Below are 24,821 nucleotides of genomic sequence, written 5' to 3'. Positions count from 1 at the left end.
GGCAGACCCTACTGTCCGAGCGGGAGGACGTCGGCGTCGAAACAGGTGCGGTCGCCGGTGTGGCAGGCGGCACCCGTCTGGTCGACCCTGACGAGGACGGTGTCGGCGTCGCAGTCCAGGGCGACGGACTTGACCTGCTGGATGTGGCCGGAGGTGTCGCCCTTGACCCAGTACTCCTGGCGGCTGCGCGACCAGTAGGTGCAGCGGCCGGTGGTCAGGGTGCGGTGCAGGGCCTCGTCGTCCATCCAGCCGAGCATCAGCACTTCGCCGGTGTCGTACTGCTGGGCGATGGCCGGGACCAGTCCGTCGGCGCCGCGCTTGAGGCGGGCGGCGATGGCGGGGTCGAGGCCGCTGGCGGGCGGTGGGGTGCCGGGCGTGGGCGTGCTGGTCATGTGCCCATTGTGCCGTGGCGAGGAGGGCCGTCCGGGCGTACGTCCACTGGGCGGACGCTGGACACCGGTCGTACGCTGGCGGACATGTCGACCCATGCGAAGCGCGAACGACTTCTGCTCGCCGACCTGTTGGAGGCGGCGGGCCCGGAGGCCCCGACCCTCTGCCACGGCTGGACGGCCCGGGACCTGGCAGCCCATGTGGTGGTGCGGGAGCGCAGGCCCGACGCGGCGGCCGGGCTGGTGATCGGCCCCCTGAAGAGCCGGGGCGAGCGGATCACGAACGAATTCACCTCCAAGCCGTACGAGGAGCTGATCCAGCTCATCCGTACGGGTCCGCCGCGGATGTCCCCGTTCGGCGTGAAGCAGTTGGACGAGGTCGCCAACACCGTCGAGTTCTACGTCCATACGGAGGACGTGCGCCGGGCCCAGCCGGACTGGACGGCGCGCGAGCTGGACCCGGTCTTCGCCGATGTCCTGTGGTCGCGTACGGAGAAGGCGGCCCGGATGCTGGGGCGGAAGGCCCCGGTGGGGCTGGTGCTGCGCCGTCCCGACGGGCAGACCGCGGTCGCGCACAAGGGCACCCCGGTGGTGACGGTGACCGGTGAGCCGGGCGAGCTGCTGCTGTTCGCGTTCGGGCGGCAGGACGCGGCGCGGGTGGAGCTGGAGGGTGACCAGGAGGCGATCTCCCGGGTGACGACGGCGAAGCTCGGTATGTAGGTCCGGGTCCGGCGGCGGGCCGCGGCACCCGGTGCTCAGCGCGGGAGTTCCGCGCGGCGCAGCGGGGCGAGCGCCAGGCCCGCCACCGCGCCCGCCGCGCACAGCGAGGCGCTGGCGACGAAGACCGGGCCGGTGCCCCAGAGGGCCGCGGCCGCGCCGGTGACCGGGTAGCTGAGCGGTGCGAGGGCGTGGGTGAACAGGGTCGAGACCGAGGTGACCCGGCCCAGGTAGGCGGGGTCGGCGGCGGTCTGGACGAGGGCTCCGCACAGGGCGCCGCCGAGTCCGACGAAGAGCCCGATGAGGGCCGCGACACCCGCTGCGAGCGGTACGGAGGGCGCGTACGCAAGGGCGGCGATGGCGGCCGCGCCGATCAGCACGGTGAGGCACATGACGAGCCCGGCCCGGGGCAGCCGCCCCCGTACGGCGAGCAGCAGCGCGGACGCGCCCGCTCCGGCGCCGAAGGCGGCGATGACCCAGCCCATTCCGGAGGCGCCCCAGCCGCGTTCCTGGCTGAGCAGGATCAGGCCGAGGTTGAGCGGTCCCACGAAGCCCAGTTCGCTGACGGCGACGACGAGCATCAGCGGACCCAGCAGGGGGTGGCGGCGGATGTGGCGCAGTCCGTCGACGAGTTCGCGCCAGGCCGTGCCGGCGGGTTCGGCCGGCTGCCCGGGTTCGGCCGGCTGCTCCGGGGCGGGCAGCGGGCTCATCCGTACGGAAAGCAGCAGCGGCAGCGAGACGGCGAAGAGCACACCGGCCGCGGCGAACGCGAGGACCGGGCCGCCGAGGGCGACGGCGAGGCCGCCGAGCGGGGCTCCCGTGAGGTTGGCGGCGCGGGTGGCGAGGCCGCGCATCCCCTGGACGCGGGCGAGCTGGCCGGCTGCGGTGATCCGGGGCGGCAGGGCGCCGACGGCGGGCAGGAAGAGGGCGTCGGCCGCGCCGAAGACCAGGGCGACGGCGATCAGCATCCACACGGTGGGCGAGGTGAGGAGCAGCGCCCCGGCCAGTCCGAGGATGACGAGGCAGCGGGCGGTGTCGCTCACGACCACGACGCGGCGCGGCCCGAACCGGTCGGCGAGCACTCCCCCGCCGAGCAGCAGCAGGGCCCTGGGTATGGAGCCGACCGCCAGCACGAGGCCGGTCTGGTAGGCGCTTCCGGTGCGGGCGGCGGCCCAGGCGAGGGCCATGTAGTAGACGCTGTCGCCGATCGTCGACGCGGTGTAGGCGCCGAGCCAGCGCAGGACGTTTCCGTCGCGGTGGGCGGGGCGTTCCGGAGCCTCTTCGGGCGTGAGCGTGACGGTCACGGGGGCGTCCTCTCGGGTGGCCGGGTCAGGTCCGGAACGGGAATCCGTACAGGTGCATCGCGACGTTCTCGCGGTTCTCCGTGTCTCCGGCCTCGTCGCGGGCGCGGCCCTGTTCCTCGTACCGGTTGATGACCTGGTGCAGCTCGCGTTCGAGCGCGGCGAGCTCCTCCGGGTTCAGCCGGGCGAGGTACTCCGAGGCGAAGGAGCTCTTGCGCCACGGGGGCGTCCAGCTCCGGAACGCGTCCAGGAAGCGGCGGTACAGCTCGATGTGCTGGTCGAACGAGAGCCGGCTGACGGCGGTGTGGGTGGCGGCCTTCTCCGGCGCGTCGCTGAAGTCCTCGTCGTGGAAGCTCAGCCCCTTCGACGCGGGCTGCCACCAGCGCTCGCGGCCGTCCCTGCCCGGTCCGTCGGCCGCCTCGATCAGGCCGTGGTCGGCGAGCTTGCGCAGGTGGTAGCTGACCAGTGAGACCTGCTCGTCCACCTGCTCCGCGAGCTGCGAGGCGGTGGCCTGCCGGGCGATGTAGAGCGCCCGGTAGAGCTTCATCCGCAGCGGGTGCCCGAACGCCTTGAGCGTGCCGAGGTCGGACACCCGGCGTGATTCGTTGCTTGCCATGCCCCCACGGTAGATAAGAAAGAAATCTTGCGCAATATCTATTGCGCAATAAAGGCTGTGCGATTCTCGCGACCGGGTTCCCGCACCCGCCGCGCCCGGCCGGTGCGGGAACCCAGGTACCCCAGGAGGAATCCGGCCGGGATCGTGATCAGCCGCGGGGTCTGGAGCGGGAACCAGTGGAAGTCGCGGTCCGGGAGGAGCGCGACCGGCGTACCGGAGACCGCGGGCGAGAACACCATCAGGGCGACGGTCAGCGGCAGCGTGCCGTACACCGTCCAGCGCGCCCCCCGCGCGCTGAAGCCCGGCCTGAACAGCGCGTACAGCAGGACCGGCGGCAGTACGGAGGCGGAAGCCGCGAACGAGAGCGAGAGCAGCACCTGCGGATTGCGGTCGTGGGTGAAGGCCGACACCCAGACGCAGAGCGCGCCGATCAGGACGACGAACAGCCGGGCGCGCAGGATCTCGCGTCCGGCGGACCGGCCGGACCGGACGGCCGTACGGGTACGGGCCTTCGCCGTGAAGTCGCGGGCCAGGGACGAGGCGGCGGCCAGGGTGATGCCGGCCACCGCGGCCAGCGTCGTGGCGAACACCGCGCAGGCCACGCACGCGAACAGCAGGCTCTCCCGCGGACCGCCGGCGCCCGGGCCCAGGGCGCCCGTCACCATCAGCAGCGCCGTACCGCCCGCCGGGTCCGCGGCCCGCAGGACCTCGCGGCCCAGCAGGGCGGACGCGCCGAACCCGACCACGACGACACCCAGGCACAGGAAGGCCACCGGGACCGAGGCCCAGAGGGTGGCGCGGCGCACGGTCCGCCTGTCGCGCATCGGGTGCAGCCGCATCATGATGTGCGGCATGCACGCGGCCCCGAGGAGCAGGGTGAGCTGGAAGCCGAGCAGGTCCAGGGCGCCGGCGACCGTGTGGCCGAACTGCAGCCCGGGGCGCGCGTAGGCGCCGCCCGTCCCGCTGCCGCGCCGGGCCGCGTCGAACAGGGCGAACGGGTTCCAGCCGTAGCGGGCGAGCACCAGGCCGGCGAGCAGGGTCACGGCGGCCGGCACCACCGCGACCTTCAGGATCTGGATGTACCCCGTGCCGCGCATTCCGCCGACCGCGGAGTAGCAGACCATCAGCGCACCGCCGGCCACGGTGCAGCCGGTGAGCTCCCCGTCCGGCAGCCCGGACATGGCGGCCATGACCCGTCCCGCGGTGGCGAGTTGCACCAGCAGCAGCGGGGCCAGGACGACCAGGGTCGTGATGCCCGGGGCGCGGCGTACGGACGGGTCGCCGAGCCGGTCCGCGAGGAAGTCCCCGAGGGTGAACACGCCCTTGCGGCGCAGCGGTTCGGCCAGGATCCGCATGACCAGCACCAGTGAGGCGACGGTGGCGGCGGCGAACAGGATGCCGTCGAAACCGGCGAGCGCGACGGCACCGGTGGTGGAGAGCAGGGTGGCCGCCGAGATGTAGTCGCCCGCGATGGCCAGACCGGCGCCGGCCGGGCCGAGTGCGGAGTCGCCGCCCGCGTAGAAGTGTTCCGGGTCGTCCTCGTCCGCCGCGGCCAGCCCGCACAGCAGCAGGGACACGGCGACGAATCCGAGGAAGACGACCACGGCCAGCGACCGGGCGTCGAAGGCGCCGCTCACCGGTGTGTTCCCGGGGCCGGGGCACGGGTCGCGGCCGGCGCGCAGGCGCTCGCGGGGGTGCGGGGTGTCGGGGGCGCTGAAGACATGGGCGTTACGGCATCAGGCACCCGGTCGCGCGTACAGCGGGCGGGGCGGGTGCGGTGCGCCGGTACAGCCCGCAGCGCCGGGAACTGTGCGGGAGCCCAGCCGCCGCCCGCGCCACGGACGGCGGGTGGGCCCCGTCAGCCGGCCAGCAGGCGGCGCGCGGCAAGGGCGAGCGAGACCTCGACCGCGTCGGACGGGCGGGTCAGGCAGCGGCCGGTCAGCTGCTCGAAGCGGCGCAGCCGGTTCAGGACGGTGTTGCGGTGGCAGTAGAGCCGGGCCCCCGCCCGCTGGGCGGAGCCGTCGGAGTCGAGCCACGCGGTGAGCGTCTCGATGAGTACGTCGCGGTCGGCGGGGTCCAGCCGGTCCAGCGGTCCCAGCACCCGGGCGGCGAGCGCCGTGCCGAGCCCGGGGGACGAGACGACCAGGGCGGCGGGCAGCTGTTCGTCGAGGAGGACGACCCCGCCGCCGGCCGGGCACGCCCGCAGGGCGGTCTCGGCGAGCCGCCGGGCGTCCCCGACGGCCGCCAGCCCGTCGACGACGGAGCTGATGCCGATCCGGGCACCGGGCGGGGCGGACAACCCGGCGGCCAGGGAGGCGAGTCCGGCATCCGCGTCGACCGCGCCGGCCGGTGCGCCGGGCCGCGTACCGGCCTCGTCCGGGGCTGCCGGTCCGGCCGCGTCCGTGAGCGCCGCGCAGGGCTCCGCCGCCGCGCCCGGGCTCAGCGGCAGGATGGCGAACTCCGCGTCCGGGCCCGGGTGCCAGAGCGCGTCGGTGCCCGTGGGCAGCGCCATCGGCGGGTGCGCGGTGCCGTGCGGGGCGGGGCGGGGCGTGGAGACCGCGAGCACCGCGTACCTGCCGTGCTCCGGCAGCCCCAGCACCGCCGCGGCGTCCGGCAGTTCGGCGATCCGGGCGGTGCCGTCCAGCAGCGCCGCCGCCATCAGACGCTGGCGGTTCTCCCGGCGCCAGGCCAGCCGGCGTTCCGTCTGCCGGTAGGCGTCGGCGACGACGCCGCAGTGCTCGTCCACGAAGTTCCAGACGTCCGCGGCGACATGGACCAGCAGCCGGGTGTCGTCGGGGTGCCGGCGTGCGGTCTCGTCCACGAGGTCCTGCCAGACCATCGCGCCACCCATCCGGAAGGCGTGCAGGACCGCGTCGAGCGGCAGGCCCTGTTCGGCCCGGATCTCCCCGATCCGCCGGGAGGTGCGGTGGGCTGCGTCCCGGAACTCCCGGGGCTGGATCAGCGAGGCGACGTTGTGCCGCAGCGAGTGGTGCACCTCCTGCCAGATGTCCGCCGCGTCCGCCTCGATCGCGGAGCGGTAGGCGGGTTCCCGCTCCCGCAGCGCCTCGACGAGCCGGTCCGTCAGCTCCGGCAGCGCCTCGATCAGCACCCGGGCGGCCCGGTGCAGCACGGCGACGGCTTCCCGGTCGGCCAGCGAACGGAAGCGGCGCGGCACCGGCGCGACGGGGGGCGGCCCGTGCAGCGCCCTGACCCGTGAACGTACGACCTGCGGCATGGCGGCCTCCACCGGGATTCGGCCGGCTCCGGATCGCCCAGCCCTGCGTTGGGCATGAGCACACCGAATGATCCTGACGCCCGCAGAATGGCATACCGCCCAGTCGGTACCTAGGGGTCTGCGGCGTACTTCTCATCACGGTCCTGCAACCTCCCGGCTCCGGGGCCGCTGACCCGGCCTCCGCGGGCAGCCGCGTCACCCGCTCCGGCGGCCGAGCATCGTGGCCAGTTCGGTCCTGGAGCGCACGCCCAGCGCCGCGAACACATTGCGCAGATGGTGGTCGACGGTCCGCGTGCTCACCGAGAGCCGCAGCGCCACCTCGCGGTTGGTGGCGCCCTCGGCGACGCACCGGGCGATCCGCTGCTGCTGCGGGGTCAGCGCACAGAGCGGGTCAGCTCGCCCGGCGGCGGCCCCCTCCACCGCTTCGCCGGCGGCCCGCAGTTCGCCGCCCGCCCGGTCCGCCCAGGCCCGCGCGCCGCACCGCTCGAAGGCGACCAGCGCGTCCCGCAGCGGTTCCCTGGCCTCCCGGGTGCGGCGGCGCCGGCGCAGCCATGCCCCGTACAGCAGCTGGGTGCGGGCGCGTTCGAAGTCGCCGCCGGTGCGGTCGTGGTGGGCGAGCGCCTCCTCGTACCGTCCGGCCGCCTCCCCGGGCGGCGCCAGCAGGGCCCGGCAGCGGGCCAGTTGGGCGGGGGCCGCGGGGTCGGTGGTGTACGTGACCCAGACGGCGAACTCCGCGACGGCGTCGGCGACCGGGCCCACTCCCCCGCCCCGGTCCGTTCGCCCGGCCAGGACTGACGCCTCGACGAAGCACGGTACGGCGAGCATCCGGGCCGCGAAGTGCCCGCGCCGCGGACCGGGCCGGACCAGCGGGCCGAGCCTGGCCGCCGCTTCGCCGGGGCGTCCGGCGGCCAGGTCCGCACGGGCGAGCGCCCAGGTGGCGAGGGTCGCGGCCTGGGCGAGGCCGTGCGGTCCGGCGCCCGCCAGGGCGGCGTCGGCGTGCGCGGCGCAGGGCTGTGTGCCGCCCTCCACGGAGGCGGCCAGCGCGAGCACGGCGTGCAGATGGGCGGCGGTGTTGGGCTGTCCGGTGCGGCGGGCGGCACACAGGCCCTCCAGGGCGTGGGCGCGGGCCCGCGCATGACGCCCGGCTCGGAGTTCGGCGTACGCCAGGTGCTCCAGGGCCTGGGGCAGCAGGGAGTCCGGACCGGTCACCCGTACGGCGGCCAGCGCCCTGGCCCCGGACCGGCACGCGGCGTCGATGTCGCCGAGCACCAGCGCCGCCACCCCGGCGCGCAGCATCGCGGCGGGATCCCGCGCCCGGCCGGCGGAGTCGAGGCAGTGGCGCAGCAGGGCGTGGCCCTCGGTGACCCGGCCGCGCAGCATCGCGCACATTCCGTCGCGGTACTGCGCGAGGGCCCGCTCGGGTACGGGGACGGTGATCCGGGCCATCGCGTCGAGGTAGGCGAGGGCGTCGCCCATCGCCCAGGCGGCCTCGGCGGCGCCGAGGAGCGCGTCGAGGGTGCGGCGGGGATCGTGCGGGGCGAGCAGCGCCGCGGCGGTGAGCAGTTCCTCGCGGGCGTCGGCGGCCGGCCCGTCGCGCAGGGCGAGCAGCCCGCGCACGCGGTGCGCGCCGCCGTGCGGGGGCCGTCCGCCGGCCCTGGCCAGCAGCGCACGGGCCCGCCCGGCGTCGCCCGCGAGCCGGGTGTGCTCGGCTGCCGCGGCGAACCGGTCGGCCCGCAGCCCCTCGTCGGTGGAGAGCATCGCGGCGCGGGCGAGTGCGGCCGCCCGCTCGGCGTGCGGCCGCGGCGAGACGGCCGCCGCCTCCAGCGCGTCGGCGAGCGCGGCATCGAGGCCGGCGGCCGCACCGGCCCGCTGGACGAGCGCCGCGAGCGCGGGCGGCCCCGTCGCCGTGGTGGCTCCGCCGGGCCGGACCCGGCCGCGGAGACCTGCGGTCCCCGTCGCCAGCAGGGTGGCGAGCAGTCCGTGCACCGCGCGGCGGCGCTGCGGGGTGGCGCGGTGCAGGATCGCCCGGCGCAGCAGCGGATGGCTGAAGTGGACGCGGTTGCCCGCGCGTTGGAGTGCGCCCGCGGTCCCGGCGGGGGTGAGCAGCGCGAGGTCGAGCGCGGCCGGGCCGAGCCCGGCCGCGGTGGCGGCGCGCAGCAGCAGGGCGGCGTCGGCGCCCGCACCCTGCGGCTCGTGTTCCTCGGCGGCGGCCGCGAGCAGCAGGAGCGTGCGGGTGTCCGGGGGCAGTCCGCCGAGGCGGGCGGCGTGCGCGTCCAGGACGTCCTCGCCACCGGGCAGCGGGGAGGGCAGCGCGGTCCGCCCGGCGAGCTGGTCGGGGGTGAGCCGGCCGGCGAGTCCGGTGAGCAGTCGCGGGTTCCCGGCCGCCTCCCGCAGCAGTTCGCCGCGGACCACCGGGTCGACCGGGTGGTCCGCGGCGCCCGCGGCGCCGGTGAGCCGGTCCAGGAGGGCCGCCGCCGCGTCGTCGTCGAGCGGGCCGAGCCGGAGCGCGGGCAGCCCCGCGAAGCCCGCCCCGTCCCCGGCGCCGAGCACCACCGCCACCCGGCTGCCCGCGCCGAGCCTGCGGGCCGCGAAACCGAGGGCGGCGCGCGATTCGGCGTCCCAGAGGTGCGCGTCGTCCACGCACACCATCAGCGGCCGGTCCGCGCCGAGTTCCCGCAGCAGGGTGAGCAGGTCCGCCGGTCCGATGCCGTCGCGCAGCACCTGGTCGGGCGGCAGCGGGAGCGGGCCGGGCGCGGAGCAGAGCAGGGCGTGCAGCCCGCTGTGGGGCAGCCGTTGTTCGACGGGGGCCGCGGTGGCGGTCAGGACGGGGCCGACAGCGCGTTCGCGGTGCGCGGCGACGGCTCCGTCCAGGAGGGCGGTGCGGCCGATGCCCGGCAGCGCGGTCAGCACCAGCGCACCGCCGTCGCCGTTGCGCAGCCGCGCCGACAGCGTGTCCAGGATGGCGAGTTCACCGCTGCGGCCGTACAGCCGGAGGGGACTGTGCACGGTCGTCATTGGGGTCACCGCCGGCACGTTACTTCCGCGTGAACAGGCTCGGAAGGTGTGCGTCCGCCGCCGCCCGGTCCGCGGCCGGTTGCGGGGCACCCTCCCAACGCGGGCCGCGGTCGGCTGTGCGCGCACACAGTGGGGGCCCTGCGCCGGGAGGGGCCGGGGACGGATGAGGGGCCGGACCGCGGTTAGCGGTCCGGCCCCTCATCCGCCGTCAGGAACTACGAGGTATGGGGGCAGTTGCCCCGGGACTCGGCGACCGTCAGGCTCACCGCCGGCAGCGGGCACAGGAACTGCTCGTACCGGGTGTCGTTGTCGATGAAGCGCTTCAGCCACGAAATGCTGTACTTCGCGATCGTGGTGTTGGAGGAGTTCGGGGTGAAGTGCGTGGCCCCGCGCAGCTCCACGTACGCCTTGTCCAGGCTGCTCGGGAGCGACTGGTAGAACGGCTCGGAGTGGGTGGCGACGGGGGCGATCGTGTCACCGTCGGCGCCGAAGATCAGGGTGGGGGTACGGACCTCGGGCCAGGTGGTGTCGAGGTTCCATCCGGTCAGCGGGATCGCCGCCTTCAGCGAGGTGCGGCTCTTCGCGGCCTCCAGGGTGCCGCCGCCGCCCATGGAGTGGCCCATCACGCCGAGCCGGGTGGTGTCGATCCGGCCGCGCACCGAACTCGTCCGCGTCAGGTAGTCGAGCGCGGCCAGGAGCTGGCGGCCGCGGCTGTCGGGCTGGTCCATCGTGGTGTTGGTGTCGATGGTGAAGACGACGAAGCCCTGCGAGGCGAGCCGCGGCCCGAGCCAGGCGATGCTGGACTGGTAAGCGGTGAAGCCGGGCGCGATGGCGACCGCGCCGAAGGTGCCGTCCGCGGTCGACGTCGGGTAGTAGACCGTGCCGCCGCCGAAGCCGCTGACGCTCAGCGAGGAGACGCTGGTCTGCGAGACCGCGTACGAACCGCGGCTCGCCTCGATGCTCGAACTGCTCGGGGCCGGGCCGCGCTCGTAGGGGTTTCCGGCGGCCTGGGCGCCCGGCGTCAGCGCGGTGCACAGACCCGCGGTGGCGACGGTGGCGGCCAGCAGGCCCTTGACGATGCGGGAGCGGCTCTTGGACATCCGGTGGCGCGGGGAGATGTCGCCGGAGGGGAGGTGCTGCTGCACGAGGGGGGTCCTCTCGGTCGTGGCGGGAGCCACGCCGGGCAGGGACCGGGGGCCCGTCGTCACCTGGGGCCTTCGGGGTGCACCGCGTGGAAACCGCCGTATTTCTCTGGCGGTCGCCACTTTCGCGGTGCACCCCGGTCGCACACATCGGCAACTTCACCGGTCTTCGCGGCCGGTGACGCCTGCCCGTGCTCAGCGGACCGGGTGGCCGGCCTCCCGGAGGGCGCCCTTGACCTCGGAGATCCGCAGATCGCCGAAGTGGAAGACGGACGCGGCGAGGACCGCGTCGGCTCCCGCGCCGACGGCCGGTGCGAAGTCCGCGAGCCGCCCCGCACCGCCGGAGGCGATGACGGGCACGGTCACGTGGCCCCGGACGGCCGCGATCATCTCGGTGTCGTAGCCGTCCTTCGTGCCGTCGGCGTCCATCGAGTTGAGCAGGATCTCGCCCGCACCGAGCTCGGCGGCCCGGTGTGCCCATTCGACGGCGTCGATGCCGGTGCCCTTGCGGCCGCCGTGCGTGGTGACCTCGAAGGTGCCGGCGGGGGTGCGCCGGGCGTCCACGGAGAGCACCAGGACCTGGCGGCCGAAGCGCTCGGCGATCTCTCGGATCAGCTCCGGGCGGGCGATGGCGGCGGTGTTGACGCCGACCTTGTCCGCGCCGGCCCGCAGCAGCTTGTCGACGTCGTCGGTGGTGCGGACGCCGCCGCCGACGGTGAGCGGGATGAAGACCTGCTCGGCGGTGCGGCGCACCACGTCGTAGGTCGTCTCGCGGTCGCCGCTGGAGGCGGTGATGTCGAGGAAGGTCAGCTCGTCGGCGCCCTCGGCGTCGTACAGCTTCGCCATCTCGACAGGGTCACCGGCGTCGCGCAGGTTCTGGAAGTTGACGCCCTTGACGACGCGGCCGTTGTCCACGTCGAGGCAGGGGATGACTCGTACCGCGAGCGTCATCGGGCACCTGCCCGATAAGCCTCGATCTCGATCTCGACGACCAGGCTCGGGTCCACGAGACCGGACACGATGACCATGGTGGCGGCGGGGCGCACGTCGTCGAACAGCTCCTTGTGGGCGCGGCCGACGTCGTCGACGTCCCGGGCGTGCGTGAGGTACATCCGGGTCCGCACGACGTCCTCGCGGCCGAGGCCCACCTGCTTCAGCGCCTCGAACGCGACCTCGAAGGAGGCGACGGCCTGCTCGTAGGGGCCGCCGGCGGAGATCTCCCCGCCGGCCACCGAGGTGCACCCGGCCACCAGCACCAGGCCTCCCGGGAGCTCGACCGCGCGGGAGTAGCCGAACTGCTCCTCCCAGGGGGCGCCGGAGGAGATCCGGTTGACGGAGTCCGTCATGCGGCGACCGCCTTGAGCGCCTCTTCCAGGGTGAACGCCTTCGCGTACAGCGCCTTGCCGACGATCGCGCCCTCGACGCCCGCCGGGACGAGCGAGGAGATGGCCCGCAGGTCGTCGAGCGAGGAGACGCCGCCGGAGGCGACGACGGGCTTGTCGGTGGCGGCGCAGACGTTCTTCAGGAGGTCCAGGTTGGGGCCCTGGAGCGTGCCGTCCTTGGCGATGTCGGTGACGACGTAGCGGGCGCAGCCCTCGGAGTCGAGGCGGGCGAGCGTCTCGTAGAGGTCGCCGCCGTCGCGGGTCCAGCCGCGGCCGCGCAGCGTGGTGCCGCGCACGTCGAGACCGACCGCGATCTGGTCGCCGTGCTCGGCGATGACCTTGGCGACCCACTCGGGGGTCTCCAGGGCGGCGGTGCCGAGGTTGACCCGGCGGCAGCCGGTGGCGAGGGCGGCGGCGAGCGAGGCGTCGTCGCGGATGCCGCCGGAGAGCTCGACCTTGATGTCCATGGCACCGGCCACTTCGGCGATGAGCGCGCGGTTGTCGCCGGTACCGAAGGCGGCGTCCAGGTCGACGAGGTGCAGCCACTCGGCGCCGGCGCGCTGCCAGGCGAGTGCGGCCTCCAGCGGGGAGCCGTAGGAGGTCTCGGAGCCGGACTCACCGTGCACCAGGCGGACCGCCTGGCCGTCGCGGACGTCTACGGCGGGGAGCAGTTCAAGCTTCGGCATTACAGCGTCTCGATCCAGTTGGTCAGCAGCTGGGCGCCGGCGTCGCCGGACTTCTCGGGGTGGAACTGGGTGGCCCACAGCGCGCCGTTCTCCACGGCCGCCACGAACCGTTCACCGTGCGTGGCCCAGGTGACCCTGGGGGCACGGATCTTGGCGTTGGTGACTTCGAGGGACCACTCGTGCGCCGCGTACGAGTGCACGAAGTAGTACCGGGCCTCGGGGTCGAGTCCGGCGAACAGCCGGGAGTCCTCGGGGGCCTCGACGGTGTTCCACCCCATGTGCGGGACGACGTCGGCCTTGAGCGGGCCGACGGTGCCCGGCCACTCGTCGAGTCCCTCGGTCTCCACGCCGTGCTCGATGCCGCGCTCGAAGAGGATCTGCATGCCGACGCAGATGCCCATGACGGGGCGCCCGCCGGAGAGCCTGCGGCCGATGATCCATTCGCCGCGGGCCTTCTTCAGGCCTTCCATGCAGGCGGAGAACGCGCCGACGCCGGGCACCAGCAGCCCGTCGGCGTTCATCGCCGTGTCGAAGTCGCGGGTGATCTCGACATCGGCGCCGACCCGGGCGAGGGCGCGCTCGGCGGAGCGGATGTTGCCGAAGCCGTAGTCGAAGACGACGACCTTCTTCTTGGTGTCCACGCCCGCCCCTAGTCCCAGAGTCCCTGGATCCGCATGACGCCTGCGACCAGGCACATCACGGAGCCGATTCCGAGCAGCACGATGACGCCCTTGGGCATGCCCTGCTTCGAGAAGGAGTAGACCCCGCCGGCCAGGAAGAGGCCGACCAGGATCAGGATGGTGTTGAGGCCGGTCACAGCGCGCCCTTCGTGGAGGGGAGGATTCCGGCCGCGCGCCCGTCGTGCTCGCTGGCGTAGCGCAGGGCCCGGGCGAGCGCCTTGAACTGGCACTCCACGATGTGGTGGGCGTTGCGTCCGTACGGGACGTGGACGTGCAGGGCGATCTGCGCCTGGGCGACGAAGGACTCCAGGATGTGCCGGGTCATCGTCGTGTCGTACTCGCCGATCATCGGCGCCATGTTCTCGGGCTCGGTGTGCACCAGGTAGGGGCGGCCGGAGAGGTCGACGGTGACCTGGGCGAGCGACTCGTCCAGCGGGACGGTGCAGTTGCCGAAGCGGTAGATGCCGACCTTGTCGCCGAGGGCCTGCTTGAAGGCGGCGCCGAGCGCGAGGGCGGTGTCCTCGATGGTGTGGTGCGAGTCGATGTGCAGGTCGCCGTCCGTCTTGACCGTGAGGTCGAAGAGTCCGTGGCGGCCGAGCTGGTCGAGCATGTGGTCGTAGAAGCCGACCCCGGTCGCGACATCGACCTTGCCCGTGCCGTCGAGGTTGATCTCGACGAGCACGGAGGTTTCCTTGGTGGTCCGCTCCACTCTTCCTACGCGGGCCTCGCGAGTCATGCGTCGTGCTCCTTCTTGAGTTCGCGTACCGCATCGAGGAACGCGTCGTTCTCTGCCGGGGTCCCTGCGGAGACCCGCAGCCATCCCGGTACGCCGTTGTCCCGGACCAGGACGCCCCGGTCGAGGATGTGCTGCCAGGCCGTGTGGCTGTCGGCGAAGCGGCCGAACTGGACGAAGTTGGCGTCCGAGTCGGTGACGTCGAAGCCGAGAGCGCGCAGCTCGGTGACGATCCGGTCGCGTTCGCTCTTGAGCTGGGCGACGTACCCGAGGAGCGTATCGGTGTGCTCCAGGGCGGCGAGCGCGGTGGCCTGGGTGACGGAGGACAGGTGGTACGGGAGACGCACCAGCTGGACCGCGTCCACGACGGCGGGGTCCGCGGCGAGGTAGCCGAGCCGCAGTCCGGCGGCGCCGAACGCCTTCGACATGGTGCGCGAGAGCACCAGGTGGGGGCGGCCCCCGATCAGCGGCAGCAGCGAGGCGTGGTGGCTGAATTCGCCGTACGCCTCGTCGACCACGACCATCGACGGCCGGGCGGCCTGCGCGGCGTCGTGCAGCGCGAGGACGGTCTCGGCGTCGACGGCGGTGCCGGTGGGGTTGTTGGGCGAGGTGATGAAGACGATGTCGGGACGCTCGCGCGCGATGACCGCGCGGGCCGCGTCCACGTCGATGGTGAAGTCCTCGTTGCGCGGCCCGGAGATCCAGCCCGTTCCGGTGCCGCGGGCGATGAGGGCGTGCATCGAGTACGAGGGCTCGAAGCCGATCGCGGTGCGCCCGGGGCCGCCGAAGGTCTGCAGCAGCTGCTGGAGCACCTCGTTGGAGCCGTTGGCCGCCCAGACGTTGGCACGGGTGACCTGGTGCCCGGCGGTGCGGCTGAGGTAGCGGGCGAGCTCGGTGCGGAGCTCGACGGCGTCGCGGTCGGGGTAGCGGTTGAGGTCGCGGGCGGCCTCGCGGACCCGTTCGGCGATCCGGTCGACCAGTGCCTCGGGGAGCGGGTAGGGGTTCTCGTTGGTGTTCAGCCGGACCGGTACGTCGAGCTGGGGCGCCCCGTAAGGGGACTGGCCGCGCAGTTCGTCCCGGATCGGGAGGTCGTCCCAGGCGTTGCGGGTGGTGCCGCTGTGCGTACCGCCGGCGTTCGTGGTGCTGTCGTTCGTGGTGCTGTCGTCTCTCACTTCTGCGGGACCTTCCAGCCGAACCTGGCCTTGAGCGCGGCGCCGTGGGCGGGGAGGTCCTCCGCCTCGGCGAGGGTCACGACGTGGTGCGTGACCTCGGCGAGCGCGTCGCGGGTGTAGTCGACGATGTGGATGCCACGCAGGAAGGACTGCACGGACAGGCCCGAGGAGTGGCAGGCGCAGCCCCCGGTGGGCAGTACGTGGTTGGAACCGGCGCAGTAGTCGCCGAGCGAGACCGGGGACCAGGGGCCGACGAAGACCGCTCCGGCGTTACGGACCCGGTCGGCGACGGCGGCGGCGTCGGCGGTCTGGATCTCCAGGTGCTCGGCGGCGTACGCGTCGACGACCTTGAGGCCGTCCTCCAGGTCGTTGACCAGGACGATCGCGGACTGGCGGCCGGCCAGCGCGGGCTCGATCCGGTCGGTGACGTGCTTGGTCGCGGCAACCTGCGGCTTCAGCTCGGCCTCGGTGGCGGCGGCGAGCTCCTCGGAGTCGGTCACCAGCACCGCGGCGGCCATCGGGTCGTGCTCGGCCTGGCTGATCAGGTCGGCGGCGACGTGCACCGGGTCGGCGGTGGAGTCGGCGAGGATCGCGATCTCGGTGGGCCCGGCCTCGGCGTCGATACCGATGCGGCCCTTGAGGAGGCGCTTGGCGGCGGCGACGTAGATGTTGCCGGGGCCGGTGACGAGGTTGACCGGCAGGCACTCCGCCGTTCCGTACGCGAACATCGCGACGGCCTGGGCGCCGCCGGCCGCGTACACCTCGTCGACGCCCAGAAGGGCGCAGGCCGCCAGGATCGTCGGGTGCGGCAGTCCGCCGAACTCCTTCTGCGGCGGGGAGGAGACGGCGATGCCCTCGACGCCCGCCTCCTGGGCCGGGACGACGTTCATGACGACGGAGGACGGGTAGACGGAGCGCCCGCCGGGCACGTACAGCCCGACGCGCTCGACCGGCACCCACTTCTCGGTGACGGTGCCACCGGGGACGACCTGGGTGGTGCGGGTGGTGCGGCGCTGCTCGCGGTGGACGAGGCGGGCGCGGCGGATCGACTCCTCCAGCGCGGCGCGCACGGCGGGATCGAGCCGCTCCAGCGCCTCGGTGACCGCCTCGGCCGGGACCCGGATCGAGCCGATCCGCACCCCGTCGAATTTCTCCCCCCAGTCGATCACTGCCGCCGAGCCACGATGGCGTACGTCCTCGCAGATGGGCCGCACCGTCTCCAGGGCGGCTTCCACGTCGAACTCGGCACGGGGCAGCAGGTCGCGCAGGGCGCCACCCTCGGGGAGGGCATCGCCGCGCAGATCGATTCGAGAGATCACACCGCAATTCTCTCAGACCGCCCCAGACGCCCGGACGCCCGTATCACTGGCTGATACATGCCCTCGCTGTCACGGCTGACTATTAGCGTTCATACGGTCACTCAGAGGGAATAACGGGGTTACCGACCGACCCCCTTTGTGCCGGTCGGTCCAAGGCTCCGAGCGGAAGGGGCGTCGGTGACCGAACCGCACGACGGGGATTTCCCGGACGGTCTCAGCGCGGCCGAGCTGGGCATGTGGCAGTCCTTCAGGAACGGCACCACCTACGATCTGCGCGCCCGTGACGCGGCGCTCAACGATCCGTTCGCCCCGCTCGCCTGGGGCCTGGAACGCAGCGTGGACGCCCGGGTCGTCGCCCGGTTGCTGCTGAGCGGCCCGAAGGCCAGGCCCGGCCGAGTGGCCGCGCTGAAGCTCCGGGGCTTGCGGATCACCGGGAAGCTGGATCTCGCGGGCGGGCGGGTGGATCCGTACGTGGAACTGACCGGCTGCCGCTTCGAGCAGGAAGTGGTGCTGCCCGAGTGCCACTTCACGACATTGCGGATGGTCGGGTGCGCGATTCCACGGCTGGAGGCGGCCCGGCTGCGCACCGAGGGCGATCTGCATCTGCCGCGCTGCCGGGTCGAGCGGGGCATCCGCCTCACGGACGCGCAGATCGGCACGGATCTGCTGATCAACCAGATCGACATCGGCCCCGACCGGCAGGGGCGGGCGTTCATCGGCGACGGGCTCGCCGTCGCGCAGGACCTCCAGGCCGAGATGATCGAGACGCTCGGCGAGCTGAGCCTGCGCGGGGCGAAGGTCGGCGGTTCGCTGAGCTTGCGCGGCAGCCGGCTCCGGGCCACGCAGGGGCTCCGGGCACTGAACGCCCCGCAGCTGAGCGTGGAGCGGACGCTGTACATGAGCGAGGCGTGGGTCAGCGTGGACACCGGGAACCAGGGCAACACTCCCCCGTACGGGATCGTCACGTCCCCGACGCCGGCGCACGGCACCCGCGCGCAGGTCTTCCGGTGCCGGGGCGGGGTCCGGCTGGACGACGGGCGGTTCGGTGACGCGGTCGATCTGCACAAGGCCGTCTTCGTCCTCGTCGGCCACGAGGAGCTGTCGCTGCGCCGGATAGTGGCTCCCGAGCTGAGGTTCAACCCGGAACGCCCGGCCCAGGGCCGGGTGGTGCTGAACGGGGCGAAGATCGTCACGCTGATCGACGTGTCGACCAGCTGGCCCGGTCCGGGCGGTCTGGCGATGGGCGGATTCGTGTACGAGAACCTCGTCCCGTACGGGCACTTCCCGCTCTCCCGGCGCCTGGAGTGGGTGGCGGCGGCGACCCCGGAGTACGTGCCGGAGCCGTACGAGCGGCTGGCCGCCGTGCTGCGCAGCAGCGGCGAGGACGCGGACGCCCGCGAGGTGCTGCTCGCCAAGCAGCGGCGGCGCCGCGAGACCCTGCCGCCCGCGGCGAAGCTCTGGGGCTACCTCCAGGACTGGACGGTGGCGTACGGCTACCGGCCGGGGCGGGCCGCGGTGTGGATGGCGGTGCTGTGGGCGGCGGGAGCGGTGGCCTTCTCGCAGTACCGGCCGGCGGCGATCAAGGGGAGCGAGCATCCGGAGTGGAACCCCGCGCTGTACGCGCTGGATCTGCTGGTGCCGGTGATCAATCTCGGCCAGGACGGCTACTGGCTGATGGAGGGCGGCTGGCAGTGGGTGGCAGCCGCCCTGATCCTGCTGGGTTGGATACTGGCCACCACCGTCGCGGCAGGCGCCTCACGGCTGCTGCGCCGCAGCTGACCGCCGAGCGGCTCCACTGCACCTCCGCAGCCGGCCTCCACCCGTTCCGCAAACGGGTGGAGCGGCATCCGAGCGCATACCCAGCGCCCAGAGCACGCCACGCCCCCCTACCCCCGGAACAACAGAAACAGGCCAGATTCCACGATTTCCTTTACTCTTTCTTGGCCATCCCCGAGGCAACCCATTCACTCGGCACCAAAGTTTCACAGCGCCCCTCTGGCGTCGCCCCGACCAGCGCTTTTCAATGGTCTGCACCATGCCTTTCCTCCGCGCTCTGCTCCGTACCGCGCGCATGATCCGGCACACCCCGGAACTGTCGGCCGGGTTGCCCGCGGATCATGCGGTGATGCTCGACGCCCCCGACGAGAAACTCTCGCCCGCGCTGGTCGCCGCCGCGCTCGGGGAGTACGAGCCGGCCGCGAAGCTGCTGGCCACCACCCGGGACGCGGGCGAGTGGGAGTGCCGGGACCGCTATCTGCACCGGCTCGTCGCCTTCGCCCGCGGCCGGGACGGCTGGCTGTGCGACTGGCTGGCCGTCGCCCCGCACGACCCCGACGCGCTGCTCGTCAAGGCCCAGCTCGCCCTGTCGCGCGCCTGGGAGTCGCCCGCCCGCGCGGAGCAGCTGCGCGAGGTGGGGCCGATGATCACGGCCGCGGCGGAGTGCGATCCGCGCGATCCGGTGCCCTGGCGCCTCGCGCTCGACCACGCCCGCGGCACCCATGCCACGCACACCACGTTCGAGACGCTGTGGGAGCAGGCCATACAGCGCTCCACGCACCACTACGGCTGTCATGTCGCCGCCCTCCAGTACCTCTCCGCCGCCTGGTACGGCTCGCACCGCGAGTGCTTCGACTTCGCCGAGCGGGCCGCCGAGGACTCGCTGCCCAGTTCCCTGGTGCAGGCACTGCCGCTGCGGGCGGCCTTCGCCGTGCTGACCGAGGGACCGGACGTGCGGACCACCTCGGTGCAGGTGGAACGGATCGACCGGGCCGCGGATCTGGCGATATCCCTCTCCGTCTCCTTCGAACCCAACGACCCCTGGCCGGCCGAGGTCCGCAATCTGCTCGCGTACGTGCTGGTCGTACGGGGCCGCTGGGACGAGGCACTGGAACAGTTCCGGCAGATCGGACCCCACGCCGCCTCGTTCCCGTGGTCCTCGGTGTCCGACGATCCGCTCGGCAGGTTCCTCGACGCACGCGACGGCGCACGGCTCCAGGTGGCGTCTGTGACGCCCTTACGACACCGGGCCGACCGGGGACGGACCCGCGGCCATTACGCTTGACCGTTGTGACCACCGCTCGCCTGCCTCTGTTCCCGCTGAACGCGGTGCTGTTCCCCGGCCTCGTGCTGCCGCTGAACGTCTTCGAGGAGCGTTATCGCGCCATGATGCGCGAACTGCTGAAGACCGATGAGGACGAACCGCGCCGCTTCGCCGTGGTCGCCATCCGCGACGGCCGCGAGACCGCCCCGACGGCCGCCGGAATGCCGGACCCGGGGCGCGTTCCCGTCGAGCGCGGCCCGGCGGACGGTTTCGGCCCCGATCCCCTCCAGACGTTCCACCGGGTGGGCTGTATCGCCGACGCGGCGAAGATCCGGGAGCGGTCGGACGGCAGCTTCGAGGTCCTCGCGACCGGCACCACCCGTGTCCGGCTGCTCTCGGTGGACGCGAGCGGCCCCTGTCTGACGGCCGAGCTCGAAGAGCTGGAGGAGGATCCGGGCGAGGACGCGGGTGCGCTCGCCGAGGGCGTCCTGCGGGCCTTCCGCAGCTACCAGAAGCGGCTGGCGGGCGCGAGCGAACGTTCCCTCACCACCGGCGCGGACCTGCCCGACGACCCGTCCGTCGTCTCGTACCTGGTCGCCGCCGCGGCCGTGCTGGACATCCCGGCCAAGCAGCGTCTGCTCCAGGCCCCGGACACCGCGACCCGGCTCCGCGAGGAGCTGACGCTGCTGCGTGCCGAGACCGCCGTCATCCGGCATCTGCCGTCGCTGCCCGCGGTGGACCTGACCCGCGCCCCGACCTACCCCAACTGAGCGACCGGAGGGCCACTCCCCCGTGGCGAAGAAGGCGAAGAAGCAGCACCAGTCCGGCGGCACCCCGGCCACGGTCGCGCTGACCGCGGCCGGCACGCCGTTCACGGTGCACGCCTACGAGCACGACCCGGCGTCGGCCTCCTACGGCGAGGAGGCGGCCGAGGCGCTGGGCGTCTCCCCCGACCGGGTGTTCAAGACCCTGGTGGCCGACGTGGACGGCCACCTGACCGTCGCGGTCGTCCCGGTCGCCGGCTCCCTGGACCTGAAGGCCCTCGCCTCGGCGGTCGGCGGCAAGCGGGCGACCATGGCGGACCCGGCGGCGGCGGAACGGACCACGGGTTACGTCCGGGGCGGCATCTCCCCCCTGGGCCAGCGCAAGCGGCTTCCCACGGTGCTGGACGCGTCGGCGCGGACCCACGGGACGATCTGTGTCTCGGCGGGCCGCCGAGGCCTGGAGGTCGAGCTGTCCCCCGCGGACCTGGCGTCGCTGACCGGCGCGGTGTTCGCGGCGATCGGCCGCGGCTAGGAACTACGGAGGAGGGACACCCAAGCCCGTCCTCCGTTCGAGAACGAGCCCTTCCAGCCCGTCCGGCGCTTGAGGGCGAGCCAACCCAGCCCGCACGGCGTTTGAGGACGAGCCAACCCAGCCCGTCCGGCGTTTGAGGACCGGGGTCCGGGGCGGAGCCCCGGTTCCGGGAAGGGGCGGGGAGGGGACAGCCCCGCGCAGCGGCCAACACCCGCCCCGCTGCGACGCACCCGCCCGGCTACGACCCCGTCGGCGGCTCGGGCGGCTCGGGCGACGACGACGGCCCGGGCTGCGCGGGGCCGGAAGACGGCGCGGGCCCGGAGGACGGCGCCGGCCCATACACCGGCGCGGGCCCAGGCGCGTGGTACACCCCCCACTCCGGCTCCGGATCCCGCGGCCCGAACATCGCCGTCAACCCCAGATGCACGGCCATCGCCGCCAGCGACCACGCCAGCAACGCCCCCTTCGCGTGCAGCTCTAGCGGCGCGTCGAAGATCACGCCCTTGCCGACCGCACGTGCGTGGGCGACCACGTCACTGGTCGGCCCCAGCCGCGTCCCCAGCTGCCACGCGAGGACCGAGCCGAGCACCCCGCCCACCGCGAGCCCCACCACGAGCGCGACTCCGCCCCGCCGGTGGAAGCAGAAGGCCAGCACCGCGGAGACCGCGCCGAAGGCCAGCGCGAGCAGTGCGAAGGTGCCGTCGGCCCCGATCGCCTCCTCGCCCTCGCTGTCACTCAGGAAGACGGCCGTGTTGTCGGAGATCAGCGGCACTCGGGGGGCCAGCGACAGCCACAGCAGCCCGAGCGCGACACCGGCGACCGTCACCACCGCGCAGATCAGGGCGGCCCGGCGCAGATCCGCACGGAGATCCTTCTCCTCCGGCGACTCGAGCAGGGTCCCGGGATGGGAGCCTCCGGGGCCGCCCCCTTTCGGCGGCGTCTGCCACGGGTCGTGGGGCGAGGGCTGGTGCGGCGGCGTCAGAGGTGCTGTCACCGTGCCATCGTGCCAGGCATCCCTGTGCCGCGCCTCACCGGACCGCTGCCCTGCGGTACGCCCAGGTCGCCACGGCCAGCGAGAGGACGCCCACGACGGCGCAGACAGCCAGGTCGAGGGCGACGACGGCCCAGTCGGGGTGGGCGTCGAAGGAGCGGGCGAGCGCCTCGACCCCGTACGTGGAGGGCAGCAGGTCGCGCGCCCAGCCGATCGGCTCCGGCAGCCGGTCCGCCGGAAGCACGCCCAGCAGCAGGGCCGCGGACATGCCCAGCTGGCCCAGCAGCGTGGCCAGCTCCTGCCGGGGCGCGAGCAGCCCGAGCGCGGCGCCGAGTCCGGAGAGGGCCGCGCCGGAGAGCGGGATGACGGCGACGAGCACCCACAGGTGGGTCATCGGCAGCCCGAAGAGCACGCTGCCCGCCACTGCCGTGACGATCGTGCCGGGCACGGTGAACGAGGCGTACGCCCCGGCCGCTCCGAGCACCACGGCGGCGGGCGGCACCGGCAGGGTCGCGTAGTGGTCGAGCCCCCCGCCGGCCCGCAGCTGCCCGAAGTACTGGGCCAGCAGGTTCAGCGCGACGAAGGCGACGACCAGGACGGTGGACCCGGCCACGACAGCCCGCGCCTCGGAGCCGCCGTCGACGACCCCGCGCATCAGGACCATGATCCCGACGGACTGGAAGGTCGCCACGAAGAGCAGCGGGATGCGGGCGACCCTGGCCCGGGAGATCTGGGCCCGGTAGACCGCCGCCAGCGAGGGGAGCAGCCGGGCCCTCGGTGCGAGCTCCGCGGCCTCCGTGCTCCGGCCGTCGGCGAAACCGTCCTGGCCGGACCTGCCGGACCTGCCGGACGGCTCGGAGTGTGCCGGCCGCCCGGACTGCCCGGACACCACCTCCGTGGGAACGATGCTCGTCACCTGGCGCTGCTCCTGTTCGGTCCCTGCCCGGCCGCCCGCCCGCACCGGTCCGCTCCGGCCGTGCCGGTCGTCGCACGCATCGCGGTCATGACTTCACCAGCCCCTTGGTAGCGCCCCCGCCGAGCGCCAGGTAGACATCCTCCAGGCTGGGCGTCGCCAGGGTGAAGTCGTCGAGCGCGGCGAAGGCCGCGCCACCGGTCACCGCGGCGACCGCCGCACGCGCCTCGTCGGGCCCCAGCCGCAGCACCCAGCGGCGTCCGGACTCCTGCGCGGACGCCCGCAGCGCCGCGACCTCGGGCACGTCCAGCGGTGCCCGCTCGCGCCACACCAGCTCCACCCTGACCTCGCCCGCGACCTGCTCCTTGAGCCCGGCCGGGGTGTCGCAGGCGATGACCTTGCCGCGGTCGATGACGGCGACCCGGTCCAGGACGGTCTCGGCCTCGATGACGTTGTGGGTGACCAGCAGCACCGTCGCGCCGCGTTCGGCACGCCGCCGGTCGACGGCGGCCCAGACGGCGCGCCGGGCAACGGGGTCCATACCGGTCGTCGGCTCGTCGAGGATGAGCACCGGACGCTCCCCGACCAGCGCGGCGGCGACACAGGCGAGCCGCCGCTGCCCGCCGGAGAGCTTCTTCAGGGGGCGGCCGGCGATCTCGCCGAGGCCGAGTTCATCGAGTACCGCGTCGCGCTCGGCACGGGCGTCCCGTACCGGCAGGCCACGCAGCCGTCCGGTGGTCTCGGCGGCGAGCGCCACCGTCAGCTCGTCGAGTGCGGTCGATTCCTGGCCGAGGTAGCCGATCAGCCGGGAAGCCCGCTCGGGGTGGCGCACGAGGTCGTGGCCGAGCATGTCGACGCTGCCGGAGTCGGGCCGCATCAGGCCCGTGAGCTGCCGTACGAGGGTGGATTTGCCGGCGCCGTTGGGGCCGAGCAGTCCGAAGATCTCGCCCCGCCGGACGTCCAGGCTGATGCCGTCGGTGGCGCGTACCTCGGGGGTGGCGGGAGTGCCGCGCCGGCCCCGGGCCGCGGGGTAGGTCTTGACCAGGTCACGCACCACGCACACGGTGCCGTTCGCCGTCTGCGCCTGTGCTGTGCCCGTACTCACGAGGTACGAGAGTACGGGGTCCGGGCACCCCCATGACGCCCGGGGCTTTCCGCGTATCTACAGTCGGTGCCGCATCTCCTCGCGCGGCGTCACCACGGCCAGGCGGCCAGGCCGGTCCGAAGTCCACTGGCCCCCTCCGCACTCCGGCCGCAGAACCCACAGAGCGCCGCCCCGTACGTCCGTGACGACAGCGAGCCGGTCGGCGTCCCTGTCGCGGACCAAGTCGCCCACCCAGGGCCTGCGTCCGGTCATCCCCGCGCCCTCCCGTGCAGCTCCGCCCACACTCGCTTGCCCCAAGGCAGCGGCTCGGTGTCCCAGCTCTCGGCCAACGTCGCCACCAGCAGGAGACCGCGCCCGTGCTCGCCCTCAGGCGCCCGATGCGTCGGCAGCACGCCCGCCAACGCGTGGTGCTGCATCCACGTCGGCGCCACCCGGCGCAGGGACTCCAGGGTCTTCACCGCTCCAGCGGCGTCCCCGATGTCCGCGTGGGCCCGCGACACGTCCAGCAGCGGCCACGTCCGCCAGGACGGCGGGGTGTCCTGGCTCAGCCGCATGCCCTTGGCCGGCTTCAGGACGTCTTCGGGGTGCCCGTACTGGACGGCCAGACCGATCCGCTCGATACGGACGGACGACGGGCTGAAGACGCTCACCATCCGGTTGCCGCCGCCGTCGGACAGTTTCGAGACCCGGACGGCTTCCGCCTCCGCCACCTCCATCACGCCGCCGCCCGCTCGTAGTCGCCGCTCCGTGCAGCTGACGTGGCGGCGCTCATGGTCAGTGCGCCCCAGACCTTCAGGCCATCAGCTGTCGAAGCGTGGCCCGCCCGCTTCATGTCGTCGGCGGCACGGAGAGCGATACGCAGCGCGTCGTCCAGGCGCCCTTGCCGCTGGTAGGTCCACGCGGTGGAGTTGACGATCATCCCACAGGAGCAGTGGGTCCGAGGACTGCCCCGCCGCCTCTGTGGCGCGCTCCAGGCTGGTCAGGGCAAAGTCCGTCTTGCCCATCCGCACGGCGACGTGCCCGGCAAGCTGGAGCGCCTCGCGCCGCGAAACCGGCCCTGCGGTCGTCGTCACTGCCCGTCGGCCCGGC

Annotated in this window: 26 protein-coding genes; 5 read left to right on the top strand and 21 right to left on the bottom strand. The window is 73.7% G+C overall.

The genetic code is table 11. The annotated features are described in order from the left end of the window. Positions 1-8 precede the first annotated feature (8 nt). A complete protein-coding gene (gene hisI / locus OG322_RS28915; RefSeq protein ID WP_123469901.1) occupies positions 9-392 on the bottom strand; it encodes a phosphoribosyl-AMP cyclohydrolase in 384 nt (127 codons plus the stop codon). A gap of 84 nt (positions 393-476) precedes the next feature. Here hisI and OG322_RS28910 point away from each other — a divergent pair, with 84 nt between their 5' ends. After that, on the top strand, positions 477-1,109 hold the full coding sequence (locus OG322_RS28910; protein ID WP_123469903.1) for a TIGR03085 family metal-binding protein: 633 nt from the start codon (positions 477-479) through the stop codon (positions 1,107-1,109). Positions 1,110-1,144: 35 nt separating this feature from the next. Here OG322_RS28910 and OG322_RS28905 read toward each other — a convergent pair whose 3' ends face one another. From OG322_RS28905 to hisD, 14 genes are all read right to left on the bottom strand, one after another. After that, the gene (locus OG322_RS28905) at positions 1,145-2,410 is read right to left on the bottom strand and encodes an MFS transporter (protein WP_123469905.1); all 1,266 of its coding nucleotides are present in this window, start codon (positions 2,408-2,410) and stop codon (positions 1,145-1,147) included. Between the two features lie 25 nt (positions 2,411-2,435). Further along, on the bottom strand, positions 2,436-3,023 hold the full coding sequence (locus OG322_RS28900; RefSeq protein WP_123469907.1) for an ArsR/SmtB family transcription factor: 588 nt from the start codon (positions 3,021-3,023) through the stop codon (positions 2,436-2,438). 38 nt (positions 3,024-3,061) lie between these two features. Next, complete coding sequence (locus OG322_RS28895) at positions 3,062-4,660, bottom strand: sodium/solute symporter (protein WP_329307198.1); 1,599 nt, start codon at positions 4,658-4,660, stop codon at positions 3,062-3,064. A gap of 221 nt (positions 4,661-4,881) precedes the next feature. Continuing rightward, on the bottom strand, positions 4,882-6,258 hold the full coding sequence (locus tag OG322_RS28890) for a PucR family transcriptional regulator (RefSeq protein WP_123471446.1): 1,377 nt from the start codon (positions 6,256-6,258) through the stop codon (positions 4,882-4,884). A 195-nt stretch (positions 6,259-6,453) separates the two neighbouring features. Then, entirely contained in the window at positions 6,454-9,264 is a 2,811-nt protein-coding gene (locus OG322_RS28885) for a helix-turn-helix transcriptional regulator (protein WP_124283826.1), read from the bottom strand. A gap of 224 nt (positions 9,265-9,488) precedes the next feature. Continuing rightward, complete coding sequence (bdeA, locus tag OG322_RS28880) at positions 9,489-10,418, bottom strand: bis(hydroxyethyl) terephthalate hydrolase (protein WP_123469911.1); 930 nt, start codon at positions 10,416-10,418, stop codon at positions 9,489-9,491. A 192-nt stretch (positions 10,419-10,610) separates the two neighbouring features. Continuing rightward, positions 10,611-11,366 (bottom strand): imidazole glycerol phosphate synthase subunit HisF, encoded by a 756-nt coding sequence (hisF, locus tag OG322_RS28875; protein WP_123469913.1) that lies wholly within the window; start codon positions 11,364-11,366, stop codon positions 10,611-10,613. Next, a complete protein-coding gene (locus OG322_RS28870) occupies positions 11,363-11,761 on the bottom strand; it encodes a RidA family protein (RefSeq protein WP_123469915.1) in 399 nt (132 codons plus the stop codon). The genes hisF and OG322_RS28870 overlap by 4 nt, the downstream gene beginning before the upstream one ends. Continuing rightward, positions 11,758-12,483, bottom strand: a complete 726-nt coding sequence (gene priA / locus OG322_RS28865) for a bifunctional 1-(5-phosphoribosyl)-5-((5-phosphoribosylamino)methylideneamino)imidazole-4-carboxamide isomerase/phosphoribosylanthranilate isomerase PriA (protein WP_123469917.1) — start codon at positions 12,481-12,483, stop codon at positions 11,758-11,760. The genes OG322_RS28870 and priA overlap by 4 nt, the downstream gene beginning before the upstream one ends. Further along, positions 12,483-13,124, bottom strand: coding sequence for an imidazole glycerol phosphate synthase subunit HisH (gene hisH / locus OG322_RS28860; RefSeq protein WP_123469919.1), 642 nt, complete (start codon positions 13,122-13,124; stop codon positions 12,483-12,485). The genes priA and hisH overlap by 1 nt, the downstream gene beginning before the upstream one ends. Before the next feature lie 8 nt (positions 13,125-13,132). Beyond that, positions 13,133-13,300, bottom strand: coding sequence for a hypothetical protein (locus tag OG322_RS28855; RefSeq protein WP_164494307.1), 168 nt, complete (start codon positions 13,298-13,300; stop codon positions 13,133-13,135). Next, complete coding sequence (gene hisB / locus OG322_RS28850) at positions 13,297-13,899, bottom strand: imidazoleglycerol-phosphate dehydratase HisB (RefSeq protein ID WP_123469921.1); 603 nt, start codon at positions 13,897-13,899, stop codon at positions 13,297-13,299. The genes OG322_RS28855 and hisB overlap by 4 nt, the downstream gene beginning before the upstream one ends. Next, entirely contained in the window at positions 13,896-15,068 is a 1,173-nt protein-coding gene (locus OG322_RS28845; protein WP_123469923.1) for a histidinol-phosphate transaminase, read from the bottom strand. The genes hisB and OG322_RS28845 overlap by 4 nt, the downstream gene beginning before the upstream one ends. After that, positions 15,065-16,387: a histidinol dehydrogenase gene (gene hisD, locus OG322_RS28840; RefSeq protein WP_123469926.1), complete on the bottom strand. Its 1,323-nt coding sequence runs from the start codon at positions 16,385-16,387 to the stop codon at positions 15,065-15,067. The genes OG322_RS28845 and hisD overlap by 4 nt, the downstream gene beginning before the upstream one ends. A gap of 177 nt (positions 16,388-16,564) precedes the next feature. On the opposite strand from hisD, the gene OG322_RS28835 reads away from it, so the two are divergent. The 4 genes from OG322_RS28835 to ybaK all read left to right on the top strand — a co-directional run bounded on the left by OG322_RS28835 (position 16,565) and on the right by ybaK (position 20,723). Continuing rightward, positions 16,565-18,166, top strand: a complete 1,602-nt coding sequence (locus OG322_RS28835) for an oxidoreductase (protein ID WP_123469929.1) — start codon at positions 16,565-16,567, stop codon at positions 18,164-18,166. Between the two features lie 244 nt (positions 18,167-18,410). Then, positions 18,411-19,448, top strand: coding sequence for a hypothetical protein (locus tag OG322_RS28830; protein ID WP_123469932.1), 1,038 nt, complete (start codon positions 18,411-18,413; stop codon positions 19,446-19,448). A 5-nt stretch (positions 19,449-19,453) separates the two neighbouring features. Beyond that, a complete protein-coding gene (locus OG322_RS28825) occupies positions 19,454-20,197 on the top strand; it encodes an LON peptidase substrate-binding domain-containing protein (protein WP_123469935.1) in 744 nt (247 codons plus the stop codon). A 22-nt stretch (positions 20,198-20,219) separates the two neighbouring features. Then, on the top strand, positions 20,220-20,723 hold the full coding sequence (gene ybaK / locus OG322_RS28820; RefSeq protein WP_123469937.1) for a Cys-tRNA(Pro) deacylase: 504 nt from the start codon (positions 20,220-20,222) through the stop codon (positions 20,721-20,723). A 238-nt stretch (positions 20,724-20,961) separates the two neighbouring features. Here ybaK and OG322_RS28815 read toward each other — a convergent pair whose 3' ends face one another. From OG322_RS28815 to OG322_RS28790, 6 genes are all read right to left on the bottom strand, one after another. Further along, positions 20,962-21,717 carry an ABC transporter permease gene (locus OG322_RS28815; RefSeq protein ID WP_329307197.1) on the bottom strand — a complete coding sequence of 252 codons (756 nt, stop codon included), beginning with the start codon at positions 21,715-21,717 and terminating at the stop codon, positions 20,962-20,964. A 34-nt stretch (positions 21,718-21,751) separates the two neighbouring features. Next, positions 21,752-22,630 carry an ABC transporter permease gene (locus OG322_RS28810; protein ID WP_443066565.1) on the bottom strand — a complete coding sequence of 293 codons (879 nt, stop codon included), beginning with the start codon at positions 22,628-22,630 and terminating at the stop codon, positions 21,752-21,754. 85 nt (positions 22,631-22,715) lie between these two features. Then, the gene (locus tag OG322_RS28805) at positions 22,716-23,690 is read right to left on the bottom strand and encodes an ABC transporter ATP-binding protein (protein ID WP_124285122.1); all 975 of its coding nucleotides are present in this window, start codon (positions 23,688-23,690) and stop codon (positions 22,716-22,718) included. A 99-nt stretch (positions 23,691-23,789) separates the two neighbouring features. Further along, positions 23,790-23,984, bottom strand: a complete 195-nt coding sequence (locus OG322_RS28800; RefSeq protein ID WP_123469944.1) for a hypothetical protein — start codon at positions 23,982-23,984, stop codon at positions 23,790-23,792. Beyond that, complete coding sequence (locus OG322_RS28795; protein WP_260147521.1) at positions 23,981-24,442, bottom strand: ATP-binding protein; 462 nt, start codon at positions 24,440-24,442, stop codon at positions 23,981-23,983. Before OG322_RS28795 ends, OG322_RS28800 begins: the two co-directional genes overlap by 4 nt. 5 nt (positions 24,443-24,447) lie before the next feature. Continuing rightward, on the bottom strand, positions 24,448-24,651 hold the full coding sequence (locus tag OG322_RS28790; RefSeq protein ID WP_241199939.1) for a hypothetical protein: 204 nt from the start codon (positions 24,649-24,651) through the stop codon (positions 24,448-24,450). Positions 24,652-24,821 lie beyond the last annotated feature (170 nt).

It is taken from the genome of Streptomyces sp. NBC_01260 (assembly GCF_036226405.1).
GTDB lineage: Bacteria > Actinomycetota > Actinomycetes > Streptomycetales > Streptomycetaceae > Streptomyces > Streptomyces laculatispora.
Note: the sequence above shows the minus strand (reverse complement) of the source record. Positions and strands in the feature narration are given on the sequence as shown.

Coding starts and splice junctions, on each gene's coding strand:
- OG322_RS28830 (WP_123469932.1), top strand. CDS start 18,411: ATGGTCTGCACCATGCCTTTCCTCCGCGCTCTGCTCCGTACCGCGCGC.
- hisF (WP_123469913.1), bottom strand. CDS start 11,366: ATGACGCTCGCGGTACGAGTCATCCCCTGCCTCGACGTGGACAACGGC.
- hisB (WP_123469921.1), bottom strand. CDS start 13,899: ATGACTCGCGAGGCCCGCGTAGGAAGAGTGGAGCGGACCACCAAGGAA.
- OG322_RS28910 (WP_123469903.1), top strand. CDS start 477: ATGTCGACCCATGCGAAGCGCGAACGACTTCTGCTCGCCGACCTGTTG.
- OG322_RS28790 (WP_241199939.1), bottom strand. CDS start 24,651: ATGATCGTCAACTCCACCGCGTGGACCTACCAGCGGCAAGGGCGCCTG.
- OG322_RS28890 (WP_123471446.1), bottom strand. CDS start 6,258: ATGCCGCAGGTCGTACGTTCACGGGTCAGGGCGCTGCACGGGCCGCCC.
- priA (WP_123469917.1), bottom strand. CDS start 12,483: ATGCCGAAGCTTGAACTGCTCCCCGCCGTAGACGTCCGCGACGGCCAG.
- OG322_RS28800 (WP_123469944.1), bottom strand. CDS start 23,984: ATGACCGGACGCAGGCCCTGGGTGGGCGACTTGGTCCGCGACAGGGAC.
- OG322_RS28900 (WP_123469907.1), bottom strand. CDS start 3,023: ATGGCAAGCAACGAATCACGCCGGGTGTCCGACCTCGGCACGCTCAAG.
- OG322_RS28870 (WP_123469915.1), bottom strand. CDS start 11,761: ATGACGGACTCCGTCAACCGGATCTCCTCCGGCGCCCCCTGGGAGGAG.
- hisI (WP_123469901.1), bottom strand. CDS start 392: ATGACCAGCACGCCCACGCCCGGCACCCCACCGCCCGCCAGCGGCCTC.